Origin of the sequence: Cedecea sp. AS113, from assembly GCF_037152415.1 — a bacterium.
Lineage (GTDB): Bacteria > Pseudomonadota > Gammaproteobacteria > Enterobacterales > Enterobacteriaceae > Cedecea.
In genome coordinates, this window is sequence record NZ_JBBCMI010000006.1 from 162,291 (window position 1) to 181,843 (window position 19,553).

At 56.5% G+C, this 19,553-nt stretch carries 20 protein-coding genes and 1 pseudogene; 11 read left to right on the plus strand and 10 right to left on the minus strand.

Annotated elements, in window-relative coordinates:
- Positions 1–179: 179 nt before the first annotated feature.
- Positions 180–269, plus strand: coding sequence for a cytochrome bd-I oxidase subunit CydH (cydH, locus tag WFN87_RS09435; protein ID WP_008456477.1), 90 nt, complete (start codon positions 180–182; stop codon positions 267–269).
- Positions 270–351: 82 nt separating this feature from the next.
- Here cydH and sodB read toward each other — a convergent pair whose 3' ends face one another.
- Together sodB and WFN87_RS09445 are read right to left on the minus strand one after the other, a co-directional pair.
- Positions 352–933, minus strand: coding sequence for a superoxide dismutase [Fe] (sodB, locus tag WFN87_RS09440; RefSeq protein ID WP_008456476.1), 582 nt, complete (start codon positions 931–933; stop codon positions 352–354).
- Between the two features lie 170 nt (positions 934–1,103).
- The gene (locus WFN87_RS09445; protein WP_166994121.1) at positions 1,104–1,949 is read right to left on the minus strand and encodes an NlpC/P60 family protein; all 846 of its coding nucleotides are present in this window, start codon (positions 1,947–1,949) and stop codon (positions 1,104–1,106) included.
- Positions 1,950–2,311: 362 nt separating this feature from the next.
- On the opposite strand from WFN87_RS09445, the gene WFN87_RS09450 reads away from it, so the two are divergent.
- Positions 2,312–2,656, plus strand: coding sequence for a Grx4 family monothiol glutaredoxin (locus tag WFN87_RS09450; protein ID WP_008456474.1), 345 nt, complete (start codon positions 2,312–2,314; stop codon positions 2,654–2,656).
- Positions 2,657–2,697: 41 nt separating this feature from the next.
- Here the strand turns inward: WFN87_RS09450 and rnt are convergent, their stop codons facing one another.
- The 5 genes from rnt to eptA all read right to left on the minus strand — a co-directional run bounded on the left by rnt (position 2,698) and on the right by eptA (position 7,579).
- Positions 2,698–3,357 (minus strand): ribonuclease T, encoded by a 660-nt coding sequence (gene rnt, locus WFN87_RS09455; RefSeq protein ID WP_008456473.1) that lies wholly within the window; start codon positions 3,355–3,357, stop codon positions 2,698–2,700.
- Positions 3,358–3,632: 275 nt separating this feature from the next.
- Complete coding sequence (gloA, locus tag WFN87_RS09460; protein ID WP_039292495.1) at positions 3,633–4,040, minus strand: lactoylglutathione lyase; 408 nt, start codon at positions 4,038–4,040, stop codon at positions 3,633–3,635.
- 88 nt (positions 4,041–4,128) lie between these two features.
- Positions 4,129–5,226 (minus strand): alkene reductase, encoded by a 1,098-nt coding sequence (locus tag WFN87_RS09465; RefSeq protein ID WP_336982638.1) that lies wholly within the window; start codon positions 5,224–5,226, stop codon positions 4,129–4,131.
- A 53-nt stretch (positions 5,227–5,279) separates the two neighbouring features.
- Positions 5,280–5,879, minus strand: coding sequence for a TetR/AcrR family transcriptional regulator (locus WFN87_RS09470; RefSeq protein WP_008456467.1), 600 nt, complete (start codon positions 5,877–5,879; stop codon positions 5,280–5,282).
- A gap of 71 nt (positions 5,880–5,950) precedes the next feature.
- Positions 5,951–7,579 (minus strand): phosphoethanolamine transferase EptA, encoded by a 1,629-nt coding sequence (gene eptA, locus WFN87_RS09475; RefSeq protein ID WP_336982640.1) that lies wholly within the window; start codon positions 7,577–7,579, stop codon positions 5,951–5,953.
- Between the two features lie 167 nt (positions 7,580–7,746).
- Between eptA and WFN87_RS09480 the strand changes: the two genes are divergently transcribed.
- Together WFN87_RS09480 and WFN87_RS09485 are read left to right on the plus strand one after the other, a co-directional pair.
- The gene (locus WFN87_RS09480; protein WP_008456463.1) at positions 7,747–7,986 is read left to right on the plus strand and encodes a DUF1289 domain-containing protein; all 240 of its coding nucleotides are present in this window, start codon (positions 7,747–7,749) and stop codon (positions 7,984–7,986) included.
- A gap of 57 nt (positions 7,987–8,043) precedes the next feature.
- A complete protein-coding gene (locus WFN87_RS09485; protein ID WP_008456461.1) occupies positions 8,044–8,940 on the plus strand; it encodes an aldo/keto reductase in 897 nt (298 codons plus the stop codon).
- A 3-nt stretch (positions 8,941–8,943) separates the two neighbouring features.
- Here the strand turns inward: WFN87_RS09485 and WFN87_RS09490 are convergent, their stop codons facing one another.
- From WFN87_RS09490 to WFN87_RS09500, 3 genes are read right to left on the minus strand one after another with little or no spacing between them, the layout of a single operon-like run.
- Complete coding sequence (locus WFN87_RS09490) at positions 8,944–10,965, minus strand: FUSC family protein (RefSeq protein ID WP_336982643.1); 2,022 nt, start codon at positions 10,963–10,965, stop codon at positions 8,944–8,946.
- Positions 10,965–11,822: an HlyD family secretion protein gene (locus tag WFN87_RS09495; protein WP_336982645.1), complete on the minus strand. Its 858-nt coding sequence runs from the start codon at positions 11,820–11,822 to the stop codon at positions 10,965–10,967. Before WFN87_RS09495 ends, WFN87_RS09490 begins: the two co-directional genes overlap by 1 nt.
- Positions 11,823–11,826: 4 nt before the next feature.
- The gene (locus WFN87_RS09500; RefSeq protein WP_008456455.1) at positions 11,827–12,063 is read right to left on the minus strand and encodes a DUF1656 domain-containing protein; all 237 of its coding nucleotides are present in this window, start codon (positions 12,061–12,063) and stop codon (positions 11,827–11,829) included.
- A gap of 176 nt (positions 12,064–12,239) precedes the next feature.
- Between WFN87_RS09500 and slyA the strand changes: the two genes are divergently transcribed.
- The 7 genes and pseudogenes from slyA (at position 12,240) to WFN87_RS09535 (ending at position 19,552) form a co-directional block, all read left to right on the plus strand.
- Positions 12,240–12,686 carry a transcriptional regulator SlyA gene (gene slyA, locus WFN87_RS09505; RefSeq protein ID WP_034808293.1) on the plus strand — a complete coding sequence of 149 codons (447 nt, stop codon included), beginning with the start codon at positions 12,240–12,242 and terminating at the stop codon, positions 12,684–12,686.
- 219 nt (positions 12,687–12,905) lie between these two features.
- Positions 12,906–13,907 carry an LLM class flavin-dependent oxidoreductase gene (locus tag WFN87_RS09510; RefSeq protein ID WP_336709528.1) on the plus strand — a complete coding sequence of 334 codons (1,002 nt, stop codon included), beginning with the start codon at positions 12,906–12,908 and terminating at the stop codon, positions 13,905–13,907.
- A complete protein-coding gene (locus WFN87_RS09515; protein ID WP_336709526.1) occupies positions 13,904–15,025 on the plus strand; it encodes an amidohydrolase in 1,122 nt (373 codons plus the stop codon). Before WFN87_RS09510 ends, WFN87_RS09515 begins: the two co-directional genes overlap by 4 nt.
- 47 nt (positions 15,026–15,072) lie before the next feature.
- Positions 15,073–17,339: pseudogene (locus WFN87_RS09520) on the plus strand (NtaA/DmoA family FMN-dependent monooxygenase).
- Between the two features lie 10 nt (positions 17,340–17,349).
- Positions 17,350–17,859, plus strand: a complete 510-nt coding sequence (locus WFN87_RS09525; RefSeq protein ID WP_166874724.1) for a GNAT family N-acetyltransferase — start codon at positions 17,350–17,352, stop codon at positions 17,857–17,859.
- 9 nt (positions 17,860–17,868) lie between these two features.
- On the plus strand, positions 17,869–18,795 hold the full coding sequence (locus tag WFN87_RS09530) for an amino acid ABC transporter permease (RefSeq protein WP_336709524.1): 927 nt from the start codon (positions 17,869–17,871) through the stop codon (positions 18,793–18,795).
- The gene (locus WFN87_RS09535; protein WP_166994137.1) at positions 18,779–19,552 is read left to right on the plus strand and encodes an ATP-binding cassette domain-containing protein; all 774 of its coding nucleotides are present in this window, start codon (positions 18,779–18,781) and stop codon (positions 19,550–19,552) included. The genes WFN87_RS09530 and WFN87_RS09535 overlap by 17 nt, the downstream gene beginning before the upstream one ends.
- Position 19,553: the final 1 nt, after the last annotated feature.

Consider the following 19,553-nt stretch of genomic DNA (forward strand, 5'->3'; position numbering starts at 1 on the left):
ACAGCGGGAGGAGGGCGTTGCCGGGCGATACGCGGTAAATTAGCGAAGGATTTTGGCTTATCCCGGGGCAAAGTGGAAGAGGGAAAACCGATATCTGTGCAAATCCAGCAGGATTTTTATCGCTAATTGTGGGAAAATCACCCCACATACACTTTGTAGGGAAATAAAAGGAGCTTACGATGAGTACCGATCTGAAGTTTTCCGTGGTGACTACGGTTATCGTACTGAGTCTGATTGTTGCCGGGGCGCTAACCGCCGTCCTGCACTGATTTACAAAGGGCCGCTTTCGCGGCCCTTCTCGTATATAGAAGAAAAGCGTTGCTTCCCTCCTTCGTGGTTAACCGCTAAAAATCAGCCCGCCAGGTTTTGCGCAACAAATTCCCAGTTGACCAGCGCCCAGAAGTGGTCGAGATAAACCGGGCGCGCGTTGCGGTAATCGATGTAGTAAGCATGTTCCCATACGTCCACGGTCAGCAGCGGTTTTGCTCCGGTTGTTAATGGGGTACCTGCGTTAGAGGTCGAGACGATAGCCAGGCTGCCGTCGCTATTTTTCACCAGCCATGTCCAGCCGGAGCCGAAGTTTTTGATGGCCGCTTCGGTGAACTGCTTTTTAAAGGCTTCCACGCTGCCAAAAGCGTGGTTGATGGCTGCCAGCACGTCACCGGTCGGCTCCCCGCCGGCATTCGGCGCCAGGCAGTGCCAGTAGAACGTATGGTTCCAGACCTGGGCCGCGTTATTGAAGATCCCGCCGTCAGATCCTGTCACGATCTCTTCCAGCGTTTTACCTTCAAACGGGCTGCCTTTGATCAGATTATTCAGGTTAGTGACGTAGGTCTGGTGATGTTTGCCGTAATGGTATTCGAGTGTTTCGGCTGAGATATGCGGTGCCAGCGCATCTTTGGCATAGGGCAGGGCGGGTAGTTCGAACGACATGGCTTCACTCCTTGTTATTTTGCTTCACAATATAACTACATTTTGTGTGGTTATAAGGTTAGCAAATTACGAGAGTGCAAAAAAGCGCAATGAAACAACAAAATAAAACAGCCCGTGCCGGGCTGTTAATATTTTAATCAGTCTGATTAGCCCGAAAGGGCGCGATAAGATTAACGAATAGTTTTTGGCGTCATGACCCGGCGGGCGCCCACGTAATGGCGCTGCCAGTAATCTTCGCTCAGGGAGGTGATCTGAATATCGCGGCCGCTGCGCGGGGACTGAATAAACTTCCCGTTGCCAACGTAGACGCCAACGTGATCGGCGGTGCCACGGCCCTGGGTACGGAAGAACACAAGGTCACCGCTTTCCAGTTCGCCGCGGTCAACGGAGGAGGCATCGCGCAGGTGATACATTTCATTGGCGGTGCGTGGAATACGGATATTCACCAGATCTTTATAAGCGTAATAAATCAGCCCGCTGCAGTCGAAACCTGTGCGTGGGGAAGTACCTCCCCAGCGATACGGTTTTCCAATTTGCCCCATCAGCTTGTTCATGGCCGTTTTTTGCGCTTTCTGCACGCGCACTTTATGCGCCTGCGCGATGGTCAGATTTTTTTCCGACTTCACCTTAACGCACTGCTTTTTATGCCCTTTACGATGAGTGCATTTTTCAGTGTAGGCAACGGTGGCTGAGGCTGGCTGTAGGGCTAATTTCTGCGAGGTTTTTTTGCTGCTAGTTTTAGCGAGGGTGCTGCTTTTGCCTGAGGTGGTGTGTTTTGCCACTTTGGCTTTCGCCGGTGAGGTTGTTTTTTTACCGGACTTCTTTGTGGAGGCTGTGCTGACCTTCGGTTTTGCTTTTTCTTTGCCCTTGTTGCTTTTACTGGTTGTTGTCTTGGCCGGATGGCCTTTTTGTGCAACAGGATGGCGGGCGTGCTCGGACGCCTGCGCCAAAGGTGTATAGGGCAAAGCAAATAGCAGAGCACATAGCGTGATAGAGATTTTATTTATCCGCGCCACTCGTCAATCCCCTGATAAATGAAGACACGATGCTAACCATCATGCCTGCGTATGATTTTTGCGAAACCCGACGATTCTAATGCATAAAAGCCGATAATGTTAATAGGCAAATACTATTTAACGGTCAAAAGTGTAAGCTATAGCTAAAAAATTAGCCATTCCAGGGTGTTATCCGCTGTTTAATTGATCTTGAATGAAGCAAATTGCTCATTTTCGCGCGCCGTAAAAGTGTTATTCTTAAGGTATGTTTGCGCGCCAGGCGGGGGAAAGAGAAACCCTGATAAAAATGGTGTTTTCTGCCCGGGGCGCAACTGGCTACAATGGCAGGCTATTGCCGTATCAAGGTTTGAGGAAGCAAGACAATGAGCACTATTGAAAAAATTCAACGCCAGATCGCTGAGAACCCGATTCTTCTCTATATGAAAGGTTCCCCGAAGCTGCCGAGCTGCGGCTTCTCCGCTCAGGCCGTTCAGGCGCTGTCCGCCTGCGGTGAGCGTTTCGCCTATGTGGATATTCTGCAGAACCCGGACATTCGTGCTGAGCTGCCAAAATACGCTAACTGGCCAACGTTCCCGCAGCTGTGGGTGGACGGTGAGCTGGTCGGCGGCTGCGACATCATCATCGAGATGTACCAGCGCGGCGAACTGCAGGCGCTGATCAAAGAGACCGCAGAGAAGCATAAATCTGAAGAGCCAGGCGCAGAATAATTTCGCCAGCCAGTAAAAAAGCGACCCTCAGGTCGCTTTTTTTATGCTTCAGATTCCGGTTCGTCGGCCAGCGGCAGCGGCCAGCCGCCGAGGCGCTTCCAACGGTTGACTATTTCGCAGAACAGCAGGGCGGTTTGCTCGGTGTCGTACAGGGCGGAGTGGGCCTGCGAGCTGTCAAACTTCTGGCCTGCGGCGATGCAGGCTTTGGCCAGCACGGTTTGCCCCAGTACGAGGCCGCTCAGGGCCGCGGTATCAAACGTCACAAACGGGTGGAACGGGTTGCGTTTCAAAGAGGCTCGCTCTGCCGCCGCCATCATAAAGCTGTGGTCGAACGTGGCGTTGTGCGCCACCATAATCGCCCGGCTGCAGCCGCTGTCTTTAATGCCTTTTCGCACGGTTTTGAAAATCGCGTGCAGGGCATCGTATTCGCTGACGGCACCACGCAGGGGGTTATGCGGGTCAATACCGTTGAACGCCAGGGCTTCAGGCTGCAGGTTCGCGCCCTCAAACGGATCGACATGGAAGTGCAGCGTTTCGTCGGGGGATAACCAGCCGTCTTCATCCATCTTCAGGGTAACGGCGGCGATTTCCAGTAACGCATCGGTTTTAGCGTTAAAACCTGCGGTTTCAACGTCGATCACTACCGGATAAAAACCACGAAAACGGTCGCACAGGCCATGCAATTGCGTGTTGTCTGACATCAGCTTCTCTTAATACGGGGAAAATGCAGCGCGCATTATGGCAAATTTCGGGGAGTGTTGCAGTAAAGGCCGCACAACCTGCGCCTTCAGGGTGTGGATAACTCCCCAATAATAGGAGAGGCGGCCCGAAGTCATTATGAAATAAACCAGAAAAATCAATTCATTGATTTTCATCTGTTAACCACAAAGAGGGAAAAACCACGCTTTTTCCCTCTTTAGTTAGCAACCATCAGGGCGCACAACACGCCCCTTGTTTGACGCTAATCGCCTGAAAATCAGTTACCCAGGCCTTTGCCCGCGTGCTTCTCTTCGATCAGCTCGATTTTGTAACCGTCCGGATCTTCAACAAAAGCGATAACGGTGGTGCCGCCTTTTACCGGGCCGGCTTCACGGGTCACGTTGCCGCCGTTATTGCGAATGCGTTCACAGGCGTCTGCGGCGTTATCCACGCTCAGCGCGATGTGGCCGTAAGCGGTGCCCAGCTCATAGCTGTCCACGCCCCAGTTATAGGTCAGTTCGATAACCGCCGTGTCGCTTTCATCGCCATAGCCGACAAACGCGAGAGAGTATTTGTACTCGGTGTTTTCGCTGGTACGCAGCAGTTTCATGCCCAGCACTTTGGTGTAAAACTCGATGGAGCGTTGCAGGTCGCCAACGCGCAGCATGGTATGAAGTAGACGCATAAAATCCTCGTCGAATGAGACAGTTATTTCTGGAGTCGTTGAGTATAGCGGCGTTTGCGCGCCGCTATCAATGAAAGGTACTGCGGAGTTACAGCGTTGGGTAGTCGGTGTAGCCTTCCGCGCCGCCGCCATAGAAGGACTCTGGGCGCTGTGGGTTCAGCTCGGCATTTTTGTGCAGACGAGCGACCAGGTCCGGGTTGGCAATGAACGAACGGCCAAACGCGACGGCGTCGATCAGGCCTTTGCCGATCAGATCTTCCGCTTTCTCCGGGGTATAGGCGCCAGCGCCAACGATCACACCGCTAAAACGCTCACGGACTTTGGCACGGAATGCCTCGGTGTACGGTTCGCCACCGGCCCAGTCCGGCTCGGACATATGCAGATAAGCAATGCCGCGTTTGCCCAGCTCTTCAATCAGGTACAGCGCGTCAGCCTCTTCGTCCGGGCCGTTGTCCACGTTCTGGAAGGAGCCAATCGGTGATACGCGGATCCCGATGCGGTCGGCACCCCATTCTTTGATCCCGGCATCAACCACTTCCAGCACCAGGCGAGCGCGGTTCTCGCGGCTGCCGCCATATTCGTCGGTACGGTGGTTAGAAGAAGGAGACAGGAACTGGTGCAGCAGATAGCCGTGAGCAGAGTGCAGCTCAACCAGGTCAAAATCGGCGTCACGTGCATTGCCAATTGCCTGGCGGAAGTCATCCACGATGCCCGGAATTTCGTTCAGTTCCAGCGCGCGAGGCATGGAAGTATCTTCGCGAACGGCGTTGCCGTTTTCGTCACGCAGGGAGGTACGGGTCCCGGCACTCAGCGCGGAAGGCGCGACCGGAGCCTGCTGGCCTGGCTGGAGGGTAAAGTGGGAAATACGGCCGGTGTGCCACAGCTGCACCGCCATGTGGCCTTTTTCAGCGTGCACGCCAGCGGTGATTTTTTTCCACGCGGCGATTTGCTCTTCGCTGTGCAGGCCCGGAGCGCCGGCGTAGCCTTTAGCCTGGGCGGACATCTGGGTTGCTTCGCTGATGATAAGCCCGGCGCTGGCGCGCTGGCGGTAATATTCGCCCATCAGCGGGGTTGGGATATCCCCTGGCTCAATACTGCGCAGGCGCGTCAGCGGAGCCATAAAGATACGGTTTGGTACGGTAATAGCGCCAACTTTGAGCGGCGTAAACAGTTTATCTGCTGACATGGTGTTTCCTCAAGTAGACCGGTCGTCTAGTAATTCAGTAAATAAAAAACCTGTCAGGCGACAGGTTCTGCCAATAGGATTCTTACGTGTGCCAGCGCGCTTTCCAGCGGCAGCGCGCTGCGGGAAATTTTTGCCTGCAGGCTGGCGCCTACCCACAGCGAGTACAGCACCATGGCCTGCTCGAGCGCTTCGCCTTCAAAGCGCAGGCTTTTTTCGCTGCGGCCTTTCTCCAGGGCATCAGCAAGCAGAGAGATTAGCTGTGAGCCGCCGTTATTCAGCGCGCCACGCATATCTTCCGAAAGATCACAGACTTCTGCTGAAAGTTTCACTATCAGGCAGTTACTCAGGTTTCCGCTCTGGCAGAAGTAGCTCAGCATATCCTGGTACCACTTCAGCAGGCGCTGGCGATAATTGCCTTCACCGTGCGAAAAGTGTTCCGCCACGCGCAGATTAGAAGCCTGGTAATAGCGCTCCAGCATTGCCACGCCAAACGCTTCTTTTGAGCGGAAGTAGTGGTAGAAAGAGCCTTTGGGCACTTCTGCGGTGCGCAACAATTCGCTTAACCCCATGCCGGTAAAGCCCCGGGCAAGGCACAGCCGCTCGCCAATGGCGAGGAGATGTTCGCGAGTGTCGTGTTCAGGATGTCGATTCATGCGCTCAAATGTAGTAGACCAGTCAGTCTAATGCAAGAGGGAGCGGCCACTTTTTTGTGATCGCCATCCCATTAGCGCCTGCGGCAGTCGGCAAGAATATCCGTATCTTTTTGATAAACCGAGGTATGAATATTCATCATACCGAGTAGGGTTGAGAACAAATTGTCCTGGGACACGGCGTCGCTGGCGGCCTTATTGGCCAGGCACTCGCTGTCCAGCGCAAAGCTTCGCTGGTAATCCTGTGACAGCCAGAACAGCAGCGGGATATGTGTCTGCTGCGAAGGCGCGAGCATATACGGCGTACCGTGCAGGTAAATCCCGCTTTCCCCGAGAGATTCCCCGTGATCGGCCAGGTAAACCAGCGCCGTATTCAGTTTATCCTGATGCTGTTTCAGCTTGTCGATAGTGCGGCTCAGCACGTCGTCGGTGTGCAGGATAGTATTGTCGTAGGTGTTAATCAGCGCCTGGCGGTCGCAGTCCTGAATTTGATTACTGTCGCAGGTGGGGGTGAAGCGGCGAAAGCTGGCCGGATAGCGCTGGTAATAAGCCGGCCCGTGGCTGCCCATCAGATGCAGCACCAGGACGGTATCCCGCTGCAGGCCGTCGAGAACATTGTCCAGGCGGTGGAGCAGCGCATCGTCAAAGCAGGCGCCGTCTTTGCAGTAAACGTCCAGCTTCCACTGGGTCATATCCGTATGCGGAACACGGTCGCAGGCGCCTTTGCAGCCGCCGTCGTTATCCCGCCACAGCACGTTCACGCCGCCGTGGGCTAATACGTCCAGCAGGCCTTCCTGGTGCCGGGCGAGATCCGCATCGTAGGTTTTACGCGGCATCACTGAGAACATACAGGGCACAGAAACCGCGGTTTCCGTCCCGCAGGACGAGGCATTCTGGAAGTAAATCACGCCCTGTTTTTTGAGCTGAGGATTGGTCTCACGCCCATAGCCGCCCAGCGAATAGTTCTCGGCTCTTGAGGCTTCACCGACGACCAACACCACCAGCGTTTTCTTCGGCTGCTGTTTAATCAGCGGGCCTCTTTGCGCGTCTTCGCCAATTTTAATCAGCGTCTGATCCCCGGCAAACCAGCGTTCTTTGCTGTAGCGGCTAATGGCACTGATGTAGTTTGCGGGCGTGACCATTTTCACCACGCTTTTATTGTTCCGGAACAGCGAAGCGTAGTCTTTGTAAAACACGGCGGCGATGAGGATTATCACCAGCAGTCCGGCGAGAATGCCGACCAGGCGAGTCAGCACGGTATGCCACCAGCGCGCCGGCTGAACCTTCACCAGGGAAAGCAACAGGGCGGGGATAATACCCAGCAAGGCCAGCCAGCTGACCAGCTGCGGCGTAACCAGCGCGGTGGCTTCCTGGGAATCTGTTTCAAACACGTTGGCCATCATGTTTTTATCAATGACGGCGCCGTAGGTGAACATAAAATAGTTGCTGGCAGCGCAGCCTATGACCAGCAGCACCAGCACGGGTTTGCGCAGCCAGGGCAGGTTCACCACGCTGAAAATCATTAGCCAGCCGCAGAACAGTACCACCGGCACCGAAGCGGCAAACAGCCAGCTATGGAGCGAGTCCGGGGCAATTAGCTGCCAGCTGCGGTGGATAAAAAGAGAATTGATCAGCGTAAAGAAAAATGCGCAGCAGAGGTTAAGTTGCGCATCGTTACACTGTAACTTTTTTAAAAGGTTCATATAAGCCGTGAATACAAAACTGAATATGCGCTATCCTGGAGAGAGAAGATTAGTTGAACCTTAATTTTCAGCCGCTTTCAGTCGAGAGGCGATTTTTTAGCCGCCCCGCTTGCATCCGGGACAGACTCAGGCTTCAATTGATGCAAAGTCGTTAATGAGGCGGGTTAGTGTCTGAGCAGCTAGAGTTCTTCCCCATTCAAAGCCCCTGCCGCGGGATCTGCCAGTCGGATGAACGCGGCTTTTGCCGTGGCTGTATGCGCAGCCGGGACGAGCGTTTCCAGTGGCAGCAAATGAGCGACGCCCAAAAGCAGGACGTGCTGCGCCTCTGCCGCCAGCGCTTATTGCGCAAGTTACGAGCAAACAAGCCAAATTCTCCTGAAGAACCTGAGCAGCCCTCACTGTTTTAATCATTCACCGCCGTTATACTCGGGGAAGATTTTTTCCTTTTTTGAGGTGATTTTTTTATGGTACAGCGTATTACGATTGCCCCGCAGGGCCCGGAGTTTTCACGCCTGGTGATGGGCTACTGGCGTTTGATGGAATGGAACATGTCCCCGCGCGAGCTGGCGAGCTTTATTGAAGAGCACGTTGAGATGGGGATCACCACGGCGGATCACGCCGATATTTACGGCGGGTACGCTTGTGAAGCGGCCTTTGGCGAAGCGATGCGTCTGGTGCCACATCTGCGCGGTAAAATGGAGATTGTCACCAAGTGCGGTATCGCCACCACCGCGAAGCCAGAAAATGCTCTTGGCCACTACATTACCGATCGCGATTACATCATCAGCAGTGCAGAAAGCTCGCTGAAAAAACTGGCCACCGACTATCTGGATTTGCTGCTGATCCACCGCCCGGACCCGCTGATGGACGCCGACGAAGTGGCGGAAGCCTTCACCGCGCTGCATCACAGCGGCAAGGTGCGCCATTTCGGCGTGTCTAACTTTACCCCGGCGCAGTTCTCCCTGCTGCAGTCTCGCCTGCCGTTCACCCTGGCAACAAACCAGGTTGAGCTTTCACCGGTGCACCAGCCGTTGCTGCTGGACGGCACGCTCGACCAGCTCCAGCAGCTGCGCATTCGTCCGATGGCGTGGTCCTGCCTTGGGGGCGGCCGTCTGTTTAACGACGATGAATTCCAGCCGCTGCGCGCCGAACTGCAGAAAGTGGCGGAAGAACTTGGGGCCGACACCATCGAACAGGTGGTTTATGCCTGGGTGATGCGCCTGCCATCTTCCCCGCTGCCGATCATCGGGTCTGGCAAAATCGAACGTGTGCGCTCTGCCATTCACTCTCTGTCTCTGGAGATGACTCGCCAGCAGTGGTTCCGCATTCGTAAGGCCGCGCTCGGCTACGACGTGCCTTGATCGTTACTGACCGCCTGCCAGAGTTCCGGCAGGCGGTGCCTGTTCCAGCTGGGACAGCGAGCAGTAAAGCCGCCAGATAATGCCCGCCAGTTCCCGCGCCGCGGGGTCGTGATGATGCGACAGCGTGTCGCACATTCTTTGCAGTTCTTTCAGTGATTCCGCCAGCGGCCTTTGCAGTACACCCCGTTCACTCATCACATCCCGCAGCGTGTGCAGGCAAACGTCCCTGACCATCGACAGCGGGTCGGAGCGTGTTTCCCAGCCGCGCAGCTGCCAGACTACGTGCGAGCAGTTGAGCAGCACCACGCCCCAGCGCAGAAGCCAGCGGCGGGCCGCCTCTTCTTTGCTACTGCTAAGCTGGCTGATGTGGTGGTACACCAGCGATTCAAACTGACTCTCGCTGTGCTGCGGTTTGCGGCTGAGCTGGTCGATAAACCCGCGCCGCAGCGCCCGGATATGGCGGCGGCTCCTGCGGGTGTCGGAGCTGGGGCGCAGTACCGAAAAAGCCAGCCATGAAATGCCCACGCCGAGGACTTTGGCGAGGTTGTCATTCATAAACCCGGCAAAGTCGTACACCGGCGGGTTGCTGACCGACAGAAACGATCCCATAAAGACAATGAGCTGCCCCCAAAGCGCGGCGCGCTTTGCCTGCTGGAGTTTCAGTAACTGCATGGTGAGCAGCAGCGGCAGCAGGAAAATAAGGAACTGCCACAGCTGGGTGACCTGAATCATCAGGCCAAATTTCACCAGGAAACTGAACAGCGACAGCCAAAGCAAGGTCCGCATCAGCAGCGTGAGCGAGCCGAGCGGCGAGGCGACTGAAGAGTAGAGCACACAGCTAATGGCGGCGAGGGACAGCGCGCCGCCGCCGGACTCCCACTGGGTACCGATACACCAGGCGCCGGTCAGGACGATCGTTGCAAAAGTGCGCACGGCACTCCACAGCGCTTCGGCATTGTCGGTATGGCGCGCCAGCGGCGGGGCTTCGGGCGGCGTAATTACTGATACCGGCGTGGCGTTTTCCAGCTCTCTTAGCCAGCGGCTGCTGTTGAGATAGAGCCAGCAGAAATAGCGCAGGCGGTGCCAGAATGCCTGATGGCGATAATCGTCCTGAGAATGAGGGGCGATGTGTTGCAGCAGCCGGGCAACGGTGTATTTATCGGCGTTGGGCTTGGCCAGCTCCCGCAGCAGGCTGTCCAGCACCGACCAGATATTGGCGGGTGCCTCCGGCCAGTTGAGCAGCATCCGACGCAGACTGGATATCACGCTGGTCAGGCGCAATTGCTGGTGAAGCAGGTAGTTCAGCAGGTTGTTCTGGCGGCGGAAGCGATAGTGGCTCCAGAAAGCCTGAATACGCAGCAGATTCATGGTCAGGATCTGGCCGATAATCCCTTCATGCGCGGTGCGAATGGCGTCGGTGGTTTCCGGCTGCCAGAGCAGGCTGGCGTGTTCGAGCAGCCGGGCGTGCATGTTTTTCAGGGCGCTAACCAGAGCGCTGCCGTCCGAGGTGCTGGGCAGCACCATCATCATAAAGCCGCCGCACAATATCCCGACCACCACCTCGCACACGCGTGCCTGGGCGATATCCCACAGCTCCGTTGATTCCACGGTATTGATCATCGGGAAGGCAATAATGGCGGCGGTGTACCCGGCGAGCATGAAGGCGTAGGCCACGTTATTCTGAAAATGACTGGAGGCCCAAGTACAAAGCGCCAGCCAGCTTGCCATGGCGAAGGTGAACAGCCAGGGATCGTTCAGCGCGTTGCCGGCAATCATTAACGAGGCTGCCGCGCCGATGAAACTGCCCGCAATCCGCCCCAGACTTTTGCTTATCACGCCGCCAACGGTGGGGAAGCTCACTACGGCGGCGGAGGTCATCGCCCAATAAGGCTCATCCAGATTCAGGCCGTAGGCAATGGCCAGCGCCATGCCCATGGCAATGGCGTTACGCAGCGCATAGCACCATTGCCCGCCAGTGGCTTTTCCCCACGGCGTGTTATGCCACGCCAGAAAACTGAGATTCATCAGGGCTGAACGCTAACGGTGCAGGTGGTGCCTGACACCAGCGTCACGCCATCAGGAATGGCATCCAGGCTAATGCGCACCGGCACGCGCTGCGCAAGGCGAACCCACGGCACGTTCGGCTTAATGTCCGGGACCAGGTCGCTGTCGCTTTCGATGCTTTGGTCGTAGATCGCGCGGCCAATACTTTCTACTTTGCCGCTCAGCTTTTGGTTGCCGTTGTACAGCACGATCTGCACGGCATTACCCGGCTGAATGCGGCGCAGCTTGGTCTCTTCGAAATAGCCCACCACGTAAAACGAGTGGCTGTCCACCAGCGCGAAGACCGGCATGCCTTCGCTGGCGTAGTTCCCGACGCGGGAGGTCAGGTTGGTGACCCAGCCGTCTACCGGGGCAGTGACTGTAGTTTGCGAAAGCTGCCACTGCGCCTGCTCCAGCGTGGCCTGGGCGACTTTCACTGCCGCCTGCATCGCTTTAACGTTAATGTTGGCGGTGTCCATGTCTTCGGCAGAAATATAGTTGCGCGGCAGATTCTGGCGGCGGTTCGCCTCGTTGCTGGCTTTGGCCAGATCGGACTGGGCCTTCGCCAGCTGCGCCTCGGCGTTTAGCACCGCAATGTGGTAAGGCGTGGCGTCGAGGGTGAACAACGGAGTGCCTTTACTCACAAACTGGTTGTCTTTTACGTTCAGGGTCACGATGGTGCCGGACACCTGCGGCGTGATGCTCACCTGTTCGGCGCGCACTTTGCCGTCCCGCGTCCAGGGCGACTGCATGTAATAGTTCCATAACAGCCAGCCTGCCAGCAGCGCGGCGGCAAAAACGATGAGGGTGGAAAAATATTTTATTGTTTTGATATTCATTGCGTTACCACATCACCAAAAGAGCCATGCCGGCGCTGACGGACAGCGCGAAAAGGGATAAGTCCATTAACGTGGGATGCCAGATTTCGCCGGAATAAATCCAGTCGCGCAGCAAACGGTGGACGATCAGCCAGATAAAAAAGCCGACAAACACGGCCTTAAACAGCGGAGGGAAGTAGACCGATGCCCCGACCACAAGATCCTGAAGCGGGAAACCGGACGGGCTAAAAGTGAGACTCACGTAGTGATAATCCTTTAAAAAACGGGGGTGGCTGCCGTTTCCCCTCACTTAGATGTAGAATAAAAGTATAGCTGGTTGCATAACTTCAGTGAAAGTAAGGGATTTGTTTTTAACAATTAATGCCTGCACAATAGTCTAAAATCAGTATAATAAGTTAGCAAGCTAATTATAAGGAGATGAAATTGGAATCGCCATCGCCATTAGGTTCGGATCTGGCCCGCCTGGTACGCATCTGGCGTGCGCTGATTGACCATCGCCTGAAACCTCTGGAATTGACACAGACACACTGGGTAACGCTGCATAATATTCATCAGCTGCCGCCAGATCAGTCACAGATTCAGTTGGCTAAAGCGATCGGCATTGAGCAGCCATCACTGGTCCGTACGCTCGATCAACTCGAAGAGAAAGGGTTAATCTCACGCAAAACCTGTGCAAACGACCGCCGTGCAAAACGGATTAAATTGACCGAGCAGGCCGCGCCTATCATTGAAAAGATGGAAGGCGTAATAAACGAAACGCGGGGAGAAATCCTGTCGGGTATTACTCGCGAAGAGCAGGCGCTGTTAAGCAGCCTGATTAATCGGCTTGAGCAAAATATTATTGAACTGCAGGCCCGGGATTAATCTCCCCGGTTGAACCCAAGCCTCGCTGCTTATCCAGCGGGGCTTTTTTTTACCTGACGATCCCTTACCCGCAAAAATATTCGCCCGGTAGCAAAGAGTTGGGCAGGCGTGTGAGTTTGTTTATCTCTATTTCAGAAGTCTAAATGTAAATTAATTGTTTCTCACCGCCGTCTCCCGCTTTTAATAATGCAGGCATGTTTTTAACAATGAGCCTGCATTATGTCTTATCGCATCAGTATCCTGGATAAAAGCCCGCTTGCGCCCAACGACAGCGCGACGGATGCCCTGGCCCGTACGCTGCATCTCGCGCAGCAGGCAGAGACCTGGGGTTATCACCGCTTTTGGCTGGCCGAGCACCACAACACGCCCCAGCTTGCCAGCCCTTCGCCGGAAGTGCTGATTGCCTGGATTGCCGGGCAGACGCGCCGCATTCGCGTGGGCTCCGGCGGCGTGATGCTTCAGCATTACAGCCCTTACAAAGTGGCCGAAAACTTCAATCTGCTGTCGTCCCTTGCGCCTGGCCGCATCGATCTCGGCGTCGGTAAAGCGCCGGGGGGCTTGCCGCTCTCGACGCAGGCGCTGCAGCACGGGCAATCGCCGTCGGTAAAAGGCAGCTTCGATGAACAGCTCACGCAGCTCGACGACTGGCTCTCGCGACGTGAACCCGCGACGGACGAAAGCGTTCGCGCCACGCCGCTACCGGCCCAGCGCCCGGAAGGTTTTTTATTAGGCGCCAGCCTGCAAAGCGCCAGGCTGGCGGCCAGCCTGGACTGGAACTTTGTTTTTGCCGCCCATTTAAACGGCGATAAAACACTGCTGCGCGACGTAGTGACTGACTGGAAAAAGAACAGCCGCCGCGATGTGCTGGTGGCCGTACAGGCTATCGTGGCACGGGATGCAGGCCGCGCGGAAGAGCTTGCCCGACAGGTGGAAATCTGGGGCGTGGAGCTTGAAAACGGCCAGCGCGTGAGCGTGGCAAGCGAAGAGCAGGCCCACAGCTTTGCCCGCCAGTCCGGCAGCACGCTGCGAAGCCTGACGCGAAGAGAACCTTCGCTGTTCAAAGGCACGCCTGAAGCGGTGCGGGAAGCGCTGCAGGCGCTGCACGAAGAGTACGGCATTGATGAATTTATTATTGATACGCCGGTGGCAGAAGGAGCAGAACGTCTGGCTTCGCTGCAGCTGCTGGCCGAGGCCCATGCGGCTGCGGAGGTGGCTGTATGACGTTTGCTCAGCAACTGATCGACTGGCGTCGCGAGCTGCACCGGTTCCCGGAATTATCCCTTGAAGAAGTGGCAACCACCTCGCGCATCCGCGACTGGCTGCAAAGCGCGGGTATCCGCCTGCTGCCGTATTCGCTACACACCGGCGTAGTGGCGGAAATTGGCGAAGGCGAGAACGCGATTGCGCTGCGGGCTGATATCGACGCGCTGCCCATTGAAGAAGCCAGCGGCGTGGCCTTTAGTTCGCAGAATCCGGGTGTAATGCACGCCTGCGGGCATGACGTTCACAGCAGCGTGATGCTGGGCGCGGCGCTGTTGCTTAAACAGAACGAAGCGCAGCTTAACGGCCGGGTTCGCATCCTGTTTCAGCCCGCAGAGGAGCGTTTTGGTGGGGCCAGCACGCTGGTCAAGGCCGGCGTGCTGGAGGGGATCTCCGCCATTTTTGGCATGCACAATGAGCCAGGCCTGCCTGTCGGGGCGTTTGCCACACGCGGCGGCCCGTTCTATGCCAACGTTGACCGGCTGGTCATTCAGGTGCGGGGCAAAGGCGCGCATGCGGCGCGCCCGCATGAAGGCAAAGACGCGATATTGCTTGCCAGCCAATTAGTTACCCTGCTGCAAAGTATCACCAGCCGGGAGGTCAACACGCTGGATTCAGCCGTATTGAGTATTACCCGTATTGCGGGCGGTAACACCTGGAACGTGCTGCCGGAAAGCGTTGAACTGGAAGGTACGCTGCGCACCCACAGCGCCAGCGTGCGAGAGGCGGTTAAAGCTCGCGTTATTGAGATTGCGGCCGGTCTTGCCAGCGCCTTTGGGGCGGAAATTGACGTCACCTGGCATTTGGGGCCTGACGCGCTGGTTAACGATGAGCGCTGGGCAGCCTTTGCCAGTGAAGTTGCCGCCGCGGAAGGTTACGCCACGCATCATGCCGATCTGCATCTGGGCGGCGAGGATTTTGCGGTTTATCTCCAGCATATTCCCGGCGCGTTTGTCAGCATCGGCAGCGACAGCCGCTATGGGCTTCATCATCCGGCCTTCGATCCCGATGAAAGACTGATTGAACCCGCAGCCCGTTATTTCGCCCGGTTAGCCCAATCGGCGCTACAACAACTTTAACTCTAATCAGCGACGGCGGATTTTAACGATCCGCATAAGGATAAGGCATGTCTGCAACACGACAATTAAGACTGGGTACGATATTACATGGCGCGTCGGGAAATATGTCGGCCTGGCGCCATCCTGCTGCGGTAGCCGATGCCAGTATCAATTTTGAGTTCGTCAAACAAACGGCATTCAAGGCGGAAGAGGGGAAGCTGGATTTTATCTTTGTGGCCGACGGACTTTATATTAACGAAAAATCTATCCCGCACTTTTTAAATCGCTTTGAGCCGCTGACGGTATTATCTGCCCTGGCGAGCGTGACGAAGCATTTGGGCCTGGTGGGGACATTGTCGACGTCGTATAGCGACCCTTTTACCACGGCGCGCCAGTTTGCGAGTCTCGATCATCTGAGCAACGGCCGTGCGGGCTGGAACGTGGTCACGTCTCCGCTGGAAGGATCGGCTAAAAACTTCTCCAGAACCCAGCATCCTGAACACGCGCTGCGCTATCGCATCGCCGATGAATACCTGGACGTCGTAAAAGGGCTCTGGGATTCATGGGAAGAAGATGCTTTTGTGCGCAATAAAGAAAGCGGGCAGTTCTTCGCCCCTGAAAAGCTGCACGCGCTCAATCATCAGGGGGATTTCTTCCAGGTCGTGGGGCCGCTGAACATTGGCCGCACGCCGCAGGGCAGACCAGTTTTGTTCCAGGCCGGCGCCTCGGAAGACGGCAAAAAGCTGGCGGCAAAACATGCCGATGCCATTTTTACTCACCATGAATCGCTCGATGAGGCAAAAGCCTTTTACCGGGATGTGAAAAACCAGCTGGAAGGGCAAGGCCGTGGGGCTGACTCGCTGCACATCTTCCAGGGCGTGAGCGTCATCGTTGGCACGGATGCCAAAGACGCTGAACGGCAGTACCAAACCACCGCCGCGCTGGTCTCCGTCAGCGATGCCCTGAATTACCTGGGCCGCTATTTCGAACACCATGACTTTAGCCAGTACCCGCTGGACGAGCCTTTTCCCGATATCGGCGATCTGGGCCAGAACAGCTTCCGCAGCACCACCGATGAGATCAAACGCAACGCCCGGGAGCGCGGGTTAACCCTGCGCCAGGTCGCGCTTGAAGCCGCCAGCCCAAGGCCGCGTTTTTCCGGTTCGCCGGAACAGGTGGCGGACGGCCTGCAACAGTGGTTTGACGAGCGAGCGGCAGACGGATTCATCATTCAGGGCGGCACCCCGGACACCTTCCCGCGTTTTGTGGAGCAGGTTGTGCCGGTCCTTCAGGCACGCGGCCTGTTCCGCACCGAATACCCCGGCATCACGCTGCGCGAAAGCTTTGACCTTGCGCAACCCGAAAATCGCTACGGCAAATAAAACAAATAAAGAGAAAAACGATGCAAAAAACATCCCTGCTGCTGGCGATTGCGCTGGCGTGGACGCCGCTTACCTGGGCGAACGACGTGACCATCAACGGCACCGGCGTCAGCCTGGAAGCCAACAAAGCGCCGATCAATACCGCTAAAAATCCGCAGGCCATCGCGCAGTTGCCTAAAGATTATCGATTTGCCGTTCCCGGTAAATTTACCGTGGCAGTGGCGGCGCTCAATTCGCCGCCGCTGACGGTTTTTTCTGATGACAATAAAACCCTGCTAGGCAGCGAAGTCGACATTGCCCGCCTGGTTGCCGACAGCCTTGGGCTGGAGCTGAACGTGGTCCCGACCTCCTGGGAGGACTGGCCGCTCGGCGTAGCTTCCGGGAAATATGATGCCGCGATCAGCAATATTACCGTCACCAAAGATCGCAAAGAGAAGTTCGATTTTGCCACCTACCGTAAAGACTCGCTGGGCTTTTATGTGAAGTCCAGCAGCCCGATTAAATCGCTCACCCACGCGGAAGATATCGCCGGGTTGCGCATCGTCGTTGGGTCCGGCACCAATCAAGAAGCGATCCTGCTGGCGTGGAATGCGGAAAACGAGAAAAAAGGGCTGAAGCCGTTTACGCCGGTGTACACCAAAGACGATGCCGCGCTCACGCTGGCGCTGCAGTCCGGGCGAGCCGATGCCTGGTTTGGGCCTAATGTCACCGGGGCATGGAAAGCGGCGCTCACCGGTAAAACAAAGCTGGTGGGCAGCGTGGACGGCGGCTGGCCAAAAGCGGCACATATTGCGGTGACGCTGAAAAAAGGCAGTGGCCTGGTGGAACCGGTGCAGACGGCGCTCAACGGCGCGATTCAGCAGGGGGACTACGACAAAGTTTTAAAGCGCTGGGGCGAAGGCGTGGAGCGTATTCCAGCCTCGGAAGTTAACCCCGCCGGTTTGGGCGATTGAGGAGGCGTATATGAGCGAATATTTTCGCGTTTTGTCCCCGGAAGCGCCAGAGCTGCAGCCAATCATTAGCGGCCTGTTTGGCGAGTATGCCGCCCGCTACGGGGATTTTTTCTCCCGTGATGCCGAAGTGGAGCTGACCGAATGGTATCTGCCGCCGCAGGGTATTTTTATCGTACTGGAGCGTGAGGGCGAAATTATTGCCACCGGGGCCTACAAGCCCTACGACCAGCAAACCGCCGAGATCAAACGTATCTGGACGAAAAGTACGCTGCGCAAGCAGGGTCTGGCCGGACGAGTGGTTCGCGAACTGGAGCGCCTGGCCCTTCAGGCTGGCTACAGCCGCATCTATCTCACCACCGGCTTTCGTCAACCGGAGGCCGTCAGGCTTTATCTGAGCGAGGGCTACGATCCGCAGTTCAGCCTGGAGGTTGACCCCGAAACGTTCAGCCTGCCGCCCTACGACGGGCGGCTACGGTTCACCAAAATCTTAGCGCTGGAAAGCCTGAGTAAAACGGCCTGAGGAGTGACGATGAAAACGTCTGAAACCATTAAAGTGGTGCCCGCGCGTTACCCGTTGCGCACCGTGGGGGCAGTGATTGCGCTGTTTGTGCTCGCGGTGGTGGTGCAATCCGTCGCGTTTAACCCTCGCTGGGAATGGGGCGTTTTTGCCCACTGGTTTTTTGATCCGGTCATTCTGGAGGGATTGGGGCAAACGCTGTTGTTAACGCTGCTGGGCACGGCGCTGAGCGTGGTGCTCGGGGGCTTACTCGCGCTGGCAAGACTCTCTTCTTCCTGGCTGTTGAGCAGCCTGGCCTGGAGTTACATCTGGCTGTTTCGCTCCCTGCCGCTGATTGTCGTGCTGATCGTGCTCTACAACTTCTCCTACCTGTACGACACGCTGTCGATTGGGGTGCCTTTCACCAGCATCGTCTGGGGCAGCTACGACACGATTAACGTGCTGGGGCAGTTTTCGACGGCAGTAGTGGGGCTGACGCTGGTGCAAAGCGCCTACACTGCAGAGATTGTTAGAGGTGGTTTTCTGGGGGTGGATCACGGGCAATACGAAGCCGCCGCAGCGTTAGGTTTGCCCGCGTGGCGGCGTACCGTGCGGATTATTTTGCCGCAGGCGCTGCGCACGATCCTGCCCGCCGGGTTCAACGAAATCATCAGCCTCGCTAAGGGCACGGCGATGGTTTACGTGCTGGCGATGCCGGAGCTGTTTTACACCATCCAGATGATCTACAACCGCACGCAGCAGGTGATCCCGCTGCTGATGGTGGCGGCCGTCTGGTATCTGGTGATCACCAGCGTACTGTCGGTGATTCAGTACCTGGTTGAACGCTCGCTGGCCCGCAGCGAACGCCGCTCCGCCATCAACCAAACGCGCACCGCCCGCAGCGCTGCGCCGTCCACAGCCCCCGTTGCCCAGGAGCCGGTCCATGCCAACCTCTCATAACGGCCATATTTCCATTACCGGCGTCAGCAAATATTTCGGTCGCCATAAGGCGCTGGATGATGTTTCGCTTGAGATCCCGCCTGGTACGGTGACGGTGATCCTCGGGCCATCCGGATCCGGTAAATCTACGCTGTTGCGCACCATCAACCACCTTGAGCGGGTGGACGAAGGCTACATCCAGATTGACGGCGATTACATTGGTTACCGTCTGAAAGGGGACAAACTGTACGAGCTGAAAGAAAAGGAGATCCTGCGCCAGCGGGCCAACGTGGGCTATGTCTTTCAGAACTTCAATCTGTTTCCCCACATGACGGTGCTGGAAAACCTGATTGAAGCACCGGTGGCTCATAAACAGCTGAGCCGCAAAGAGGCGATTGAGCGTGCGTATGATCTGCTGGACATCGTCGGGCTGCGCAATAAAGCCGATGCCTGGTCGCGGCACTTATCCGGCGGGCAGCAGCAGCGTATTGCCATTGCCCGCGCGCTGGCACTGAGCCCACGGGTGATGCTGTTTGATGAGCCAACGTCAGCGCTTGACCCTGAGCTGGTCGGCGAAGTGCTGGACGTGATTAAAAGACTGGCCCGTTCGGGCACGACGCTTGTAGTCGTCACGCATGAAATCGGCTTTGCACGGGAAGTGGCCGATCAGGTGGTGTTTATGGTCGACGGCAAAATTGTCGAGCAGGGAAGCAGCGACGAAGTGCTGAATCGCCCGCAGCACCCGCGCACCCGTCAATTTTTATCGAAGGTGCTGTGAG

Coding starts and splice junctions, on each gene's coding strand:
- cydH (WP_008456477.1), top strand. CDS start 180: ATGAGTACCGATCTGAAGTTTTCCGTGGTGACTACGGTTATCGTACTG.
- sodB (WP_008456476.1), bottom strand. CDS start 933: ATGTCGTTCGAACTACCCGCCCTGCCCTATGCCAAAGATGCGCTGGCA.
- WFN87_RS09450 (WP_008456474.1), top strand. CDS start 2,312: ATGAGCACTATTGAAAAAATTCAACGCCAGATCGCTGAGAACCCGATT.
- rnt (WP_008456473.1), bottom strand. CDS start 3,357: ATGTCAGACAACACGCAATTGCATGGCCTGTGCGACCGTTTTCGTGGT.
- gloA (WP_039292495.1), bottom strand. CDS start 4,040: ATGCGTCTACTTCATACCATGCTGCGCGTTGGCGACCTGCAACGCTCC.
- WFN87_RS09465 (WP_336982638.1), bottom strand. CDS start 5,226: ATGTCAGCAGATAAACTGTTTACGCCGCTCAAAGTTGGCGCTATTACC.
- WFN87_RS09470 (WP_008456467.1), bottom strand. CDS start 5,879: ATGAATCGACATCCTGAACACGACACTCGCGAACATCTCCTCGCCATT.
- eptA (WP_336982640.1), bottom strand. CDS start 7,579: ATGAACCTTTTAAAAAAGTTACAGTGTAACGATGCGCAACTTAACCTC.
- WFN87_RS09485 (WP_008456461.1), top strand. CDS start 8,044: ATGGTACAGCGTATTACGATTGCCCCGCAGGGCCCGGAGTTTTCACGC.
- WFN87_RS09490 (WP_336982643.1), bottom strand. CDS start 10,965: ATGAATCTCAGTTTTCTGGCGTGGCATAACACGCCGTGGGGAAAAGCC.
- WFN87_RS09495 (WP_336982645.1), bottom strand. CDS start 11,822: ATGAATATCAAAACAATAAAATATTTTTCCACCCTCATCGTTTTTGCC.
- slyA (WP_034808293.1), top strand. CDS start 12,240: ATGAAATTGGAATCGCCATCGCCATTAGGTTCGGATCTGGCCCGCCTG.
- WFN87_RS09510 (WP_336709528.1), top strand. CDS start 12,906: ATGTCTTATCGCATCAGTATCCTGGATAAAAGCCCGCTTGCGCCCAAC.
- WFN87_RS09515 (WP_336709526.1), top strand. CDS start 13,904: ATGACGTTTGCTCAGCAACTGATCGACTGGCGTCGCGAGCTGCACCGG.
- WFN87_RS09525 (WP_166874724.1), top strand. CDS start 17,350: ATGAGCGAATATTTTCGCGTTTTGTCCCCGGAAGCGCCAGAGCTGCAG.
- WFN87_RS09530 (WP_336709524.1), top strand. CDS start 17,869: ATGAAAACGTCTGAAACCATTAAAGTGGTGCCCGCGCGTTACCCGTTG.
- WFN87_RS09535 (WP_166994137.1), top strand. CDS start 18,779: ATGCCAACCTCTCATAACGGCCATATTTCCATTACCGGCGTCAGCAAA.